Here is a 4,562-nt window from a genome sequence, read left to right as displayed (position 1 = left end):
GCCTGACGCTGGCCGGCGTGCTCGCCAACCGCGTCGCCGGCGACAGCCACGCCGCGCTGCTGCGCGAGAGCCTGCCCGCCTCGATGCGCTGGTGGGGCGCGTTGCCGCGCGACGAGCAGATCGCGCTGCCCGAACGCCACCTCGGCCTGGTGCAGGCGGCCGAGCTCGATGACCTCGACGCCCGCCTCGACCGCGCCGCCGACGYGCTCGGCCCCGAGGCCGGCGAGCTGCCGCCCGCGGTCAGCTTCGAGCCCGGCAGCGCAGTGCCTGCCGAGCCGCTGCTGCGCGGCGTGCGCATCGCGGTGGCGCGCGACACCGCGTTCTCGTTCCTCTACACCGCCAACCTCGCGCTGCTGCAGGCGATGGGCGCGAGCCTCGCGTTCTTCTCGCCGCTGCACGACACCGCGCCGCCGCCCTGCGATGCGGTCTGGCTGCCGGGCGGCTACCCGGAGCTGCACCTCGATGCGCTGGCCGCCAACCGCTTCATGCACGAGGCGCTGCGCGAGCTGCACGCCGCCGGCACCCCGATGCTGGCCGAGTGCGGCGGGCTGTTGCTGCTGCTGCAGGCGCTGACCGACTTGCAGGGCCGCCGCGCCGCGATGGCCGGGCTGCTGCCGGGCCACGCCGCGATGCAGACGCGCCTGGCCAGCATCGGGCTGCACGAGGCCGGGCTGCCCGAGGGCACGTTGCGCGGCCACAGCTTCCACTACTCGCGACTGGAATCGCCGATGGCCCCGCTGTGCACCACGCAGCCGATGCGCGCCGGCCGGCGCGGCGAAGCGGTGTACCGCAGCGGCCGGCTGACGGCCTCGTACTTCCACGCCTACTTCCCGTCCAACCCGCAGGCCGTCGCACGCCTGTTCACGCGATGAGCACGCCCCCAGGCCGCGTCTGGTTCGTCGGCGCCGGCCCCGGCGACCCCGAGCTGATCACCGTCAAGGGCCGCGCGTTGATCGAGCGTGCCGGCGCGATCCTGTTCGCCGGCTCGCTGGTCAACGAGGCCGCCACGCGCTGGGCGCCGCCCGGCTGCGCGATCGCCGACAGCAAGGACATGACGCTCGGGCAGATGGTCGCGTGGCTGACCGGGCAGGCCGCGCGCTGCGACACCGTCGTGCGGCTGCAGACCGGCGACCCGGCGCTGTACGGCACGCTGATCGAGCTGGTGCAGCCGCTCGACGCGGCCGGCATCCCGATCGCGGTGGTGCCGGGCGTGTCGTCGGCGATGGCCTCGGCGGCCGCAGCGGTCGAGAGCTTCACGCTGCCCGAGGTCACGCAGACGGTGATCTTCACGCGCGTCGAAGGCCGCACGCCGATGCCGCCGGGCGAATCGCTGGCCGAGCTGGCGGCGCACCGCTGCACGCTGTGCATCTTCCTGTCGATCACGCTGCTGCACCGCATCGAAGCCGGCCTGCGCGAGGCCGGCTGGGCCGAAGACGCGCCGATGCTGGTCGTGCACAAGGCGAGCTGGCCCGGCGAGGAACGCATCGTGCGCGGCACGCTGGCCACCATCAAGCAGCAGTGCCGCGAGGCCGGCATCGTCAGCCAGGCGATGGTCATCGCGAGCCCCGCGCTCGGCGCGCGCGGCTGGGCCGAGCTCACCAAGTCGAAGCTGTACGACGCCGCATTCACCCACCGCTTCCGGAAAGCGACCGCCCCATGAAAGACACCATCCTGCTGGTCGGCCACGGCTCGCGCGAGAAGAGCGGCAACGACGAGATCGAGCAGTTCGCCGCGCTCTGGCGCGCGCGCCACCCGCACTGGCGCACCGAGCTGWGCTTCATCGAGTTCGCCGAGGTCGAGGTCGAGGACGGGCTGGACCTCGCGGCGGCCGGCTCGGAGCGCGTGATCGTCGTGCCGCTGATCCTGAACGCGGCCGGCCACGTCAACGTCGAGATCCCGTCGCACATCGCGCGCGCCCGGCTGCGCCACCCCGGCGTGCGCTTCGACTACGCGCCGCACCTGGGTGTCAGCGAGCCGGTGCTCGCGATCCTGCGCCGCCAGCTGAAGCAGTGCATGCAGCAGCTGGACGTGCCCGACCCGACCGGCACCGGCGTCGTGCTGCTGGGCCGCGGCGCGTCGAACAAGGAGGCGAACGGCGAGATGGCGCGCATGACGCGCTGGCTGTTCGAGGAAGGCGACCACGAGCTGGTCGACCTGGCCTTCACCGGCATCGCCTGGCCGCGGCTGGAGCGCGTCGTGCAGCGCCAGGTGCAGCTCGGCATGCGCCAGGTCATCGTGCTGCCGTACTACCTGTTCACCGGCACGCTGATCCAGCGCATCGGGCGGCAGGTGGAGCACCTGCGCATGCAGTACCCGCAGGTGCGCTTCGCGCTCGGCACCCACTTCGGCTTCGAGCCGGAGATCGCCGGGCTGCTGGCGCAGCGCGTCGAGGCACTGCTGCAGGGCACGCTGCATGCGGTGCCGGTCAGCGCGGAGGCGGCGCTGTGGGAGGCGCACCAGCACGACCACGAGCCGCATGGGCACGAGCATGCCCACGACCATCACCATCCCCACGATCACGACCACGCGCATGAGCATGACCACGCCCAACACGGTCACTGAGCAGCTCACGCGCGCCGGCCAGGCGATCGAGCACGACAGCTTCGCGGTGATCGACCGCGAGGTCGGCCCGCACGACTACGCGCCGCACCAGTGGCCGATCGTGCGCCGCATGATCCATGCGAACGCCGATTTCGACTTCAACGGCCTCACCGCCTTCCACCCGCGCGCGGTGACGGCCGGCCTTCACGCGATCCTGTCCGGCCGCTCGCGCGTGGTGGCCGACGTCGAGATGATCTGCGTCGGCCTGTCGGCGCCGCGGCTCGCGCACTTCGGCATGCGCACRCACCAGTTCATCGCCGATGCCGACGTGATCGCGCAGGCCAGGGCCGACGACACGACGCGCGCGGTGCAGGCGATGCGCAAGGCGCACCGGCTCGGGCTGCTCGATGACGCGGTCGTCGGCATCGGCAATGCGCCGACCGCGCTGATCGAGCTGGTGCGGCTGATCCGCGACGAAGGCGCGAAGCCGGCACTGGTCGTCGGCATGCCGGTCGGCTTCGTGTCGGCGGCCGAGTCGAAGGAGCTGATGTCGCAGGTCGACGAGGTGCCGTGGATCGTGATCCGCGGCCGCAAGGGCGGCTCGACGCTGGTGGTGGCCGCGATCCACGCGCTGCTGAGCCTGGCGGAGGCCGCACAGACATGATGGAGAAGACCGTCAAGCGCGGCACCCGCACCGGTTTCACGACCGGTGCGTGCTCGGCTGCGGCCGCGCGCGCGGCGGTCCTCGGCCTGGTCGACGGCGCGGTGCCGCCGTCGGTCGAGGCGCTGCTGCCGAACGGCCAGCGCGTGCGCTTCGACGTGAACGACGGCCAGTGCGACGGCAGCGCCGCGCATGCGATGGTGATCAAGGACGCCGGCGACGACCCCGACTGCACCGACAAGGCCCACCTGACCGCCGACGTGCTGCGCCTGCCCGGCGCGGCCGGCGAGGTGGTGCTGCTCGGCGGCTTCGGTGTCGGCACCGTGACGATGGCCGGCCTCGGCCTCGCGGTCGGCGGGCCGGCGATCAACCCGGTGCCGCGCCGCAACATCGAGGAGAACGTGCGCGAGGCCGGCAGCGCGCTGCTCGCGAGCGACGGCCTGCAGGTCACGATCTCGGTGCCGCAGGGCCTGGAGATGGCGAAGAAGACGCTGAACGCGCGGCTCGGCATCCTCGGCGGCATCTCGATCCTCGGCACCACCGGCATCGTCAAGCCCTACAGCACGGCCGCCTATCGCGCGAGCGTGGTGCAGGGCGTCGAGGTCGCGGCCACCACGGGGTCGGACACCGTCGTGCTGACCACCGGCGGGCGCACCGAGAAATTCGCGATCGCCGAACTGCCCGGCCTGCCGGAGGCCTGCTTCGTGCAGATGGGCGACTTCCTGCGCTATGCGCTCGACGCCGCGATGAAGGCGAAGCTGCGCCGCGTCGTGATCGGCGGCATGGTCGGCAAGCTGACGAAGATCGCGCAGGGCGAGACCATCACGCACGCGAACCGCGCCGAGGTCGACACCGACCTGCTGGCCGCGATCGCCGCCAGCATCGGCGCACCGCCCGACGAATGCGCCGCGATCGCCGCGGCCGAGACCGCGCGCTTCGCCGCCGAGCGCATGGCGGCGCTGGGCCTGATCGATGCCTTCCACACCGCACTGGCGCGCAAGGTCGTCAGCACGGTGATGGGGCGCTACCCGAACCGCTTCCGGCTCGACGTGCTGGTCTGCGATTTCGACGGCAAGAAACTCGCTGAGGCGACTTCCCATGAATGATTCGACACACGCCTCCCACTTGCGCCCGCCGCGCTGCCGCATCGTCGGCGTGCTCGACGACGGCGCCGCGAGCCTGGGCGCTCCGGCCCTGCAGGCACTGGCCGATGCCGACCTGGTGATCGGCGCGAAGCGCACGCTGGCGCTGCTGGAATCGCGCATCCAGCCCGAGGCCGAGCGCCGCGCGATCGGCGGCCTGGCGGCCGTGGCCGAGGACATCCGCCAGGCCCAGGCCGCCGGCAAGCGCTGCGTGGTGC

Annotated in this window: 5 protein-coding genes and 1 pseudogene; all 6 read left to right on the top strand. The window is 72.6% G+C overall.

The window, feature by feature from the left end:
• Positions 1-872, top strand: an 872-nt coding sequence (locus tag AC1D12_RS25570) for a cobyrinic acid a,c-diamide synthase CobB (RefSeq protein WP_477843719.1), incomplete at its 5' end; no start/stop codon positions are given.
• Positions 869-1,660 (top strand): precorrin-4 C(11)-methyltransferase, encoded by a 792-nt coding sequence (cobM, locus tag AC1D12_RS25565; RefSeq protein ID WP_047510403.1) that lies wholly within the window; start codon positions 869-871, stop codon positions 1,658-1,660. The genes AC1D12_RS25570 and cobM, both read left to right, overlap by 4 nt.
• Positions 1,657-2,562 (top strand): sirohydrochlorin chelatase, encoded by a 906-nt coding sequence (locus AC1D12_RS25560; protein ID WP_477843717.1) that lies wholly within the window; start codon positions 1,657-1,659, stop codon positions 2,560-2,562. The genes cobM and AC1D12_RS25560 overlap by 4 nt, the downstream gene beginning before the upstream one ends.
• Positions 2,537-3,205, top strand: a complete 669-nt coding sequence (locus tag AC1D12_RS25555) for a precorrin-8X methylmutase (RefSeq protein WP_465114937.1) — start codon at positions 2,537-2,539, stop codon at positions 3,203-3,205. The genes AC1D12_RS25560 and AC1D12_RS25555 overlap by 26 nt, the downstream gene beginning before the upstream one ends.
• Positions 3,202-4,308, top strand: coding sequence for a cobalt-precorrin-5B (C(1))-methyltransferase (locus AC1D12_RS25550; protein ID WP_477824840.1), 1,107 nt, complete (start codon positions 3,202-3,204; stop codon positions 4,306-4,308). Before AC1D12_RS25555 ends, AC1D12_RS25550 begins: the two co-directional genes overlap by 4 nt.
• Positions 4,301-4,562 (top strand): annotated as a pseudogene (locus tag AC1D12_RS25545) (cobalamin biosynthesis bifunctional protein CbiET); the annotation flags it as partial. The gene AC1D12_RS25550 and the pseudogene AC1D12_RS25545, both read left to right, overlap by 8 nt.

The organism is Rhizobacter sp. P1_G5 (assembly GCF_056405435.1).
This window is presented reverse-complemented; position numbering and strand designations above follow the sequence as displayed.